Source organism: Paenibacillus sp. sgz302148 (assembly GCF_056120465.1).
In genome coordinates this window covers 1-676 of record NZ_JBVYOJ010000064.1, presented here as the reverse complement: position 1 = coordinate 676, position 676 = coordinate 1, and the positions used below count along the sequence as shown (strand labels likewise).

Annotated in this window: 1 protein-coding gene; it reads right to left on the bottom strand. The window is 56.1% G+C overall.

Annotation, left to right across the window (positions count from 1 at the left end; translation table 11 throughout):
• The coding region (locus tag AC0LWM_RS32415) for a phosphopantetheine-binding protein (RefSeq protein WP_474679168.1) at nt 1-676 on the bottom strand (676 nt) is incomplete at both ends.

The following is a 676-nucleotide window of genomic DNA, read 5'->3' as shown; positions in this document are numbered from 1 at the left end:
TATGCCGGAAAACCCGCTGTATGATATCTTCGTCGAACGTCTCCCGCCGCAGCATGACCGCTTGGTTCAGGTGATGCTTGTTCCCGGACCGTCGCTCGAAAAACCAGCTTTGAATCGGCGTCAGCTTCACGGGCCCTTCTACGGCACGGTCCTCCCGCTTCTGGCTTTGTTTCACCCGCTCGCTCAAGTCCCGAATTGTCGGGTAGGCGTACACTTCTCTAACGGAAACACTCATATCGTATGATTTTAGCCGGGCCGCGACCTGAATGGCTTTGATGGAGTCACCACCGAGCTCGAAGAAATTGTCATGCACGCCCGCTTTCGGCACGCCCAGCACTTCGCTCCATACCTCCGCTAACTTTGCTTCCGTTTCGTTCTCCGGTGCTTCGTACTCCGCCTCAGCAGCCAGCGGTTCTGCATAGGCCAAGAGTGCTTTTCGATCCGTCTTCCCGTTAGCCGTCAGCGGCAGGCGATCCAGGCGGACGATCTGGCCAGGAACCATATAATGCGGCAGCTTCTCCGATAGTTCGCGCTTAACGGCTGCCATATCCGCCGTTTCACCTGTCAAGAAACCGCATAAATATTCCGATTTGGATAGCCCAGCCGCAACGAGGACCACCGCTTCTTTTACGCCGGGGCACTGCAAGAGTGCATGCTCGATTTCCCCAAGCTCAAT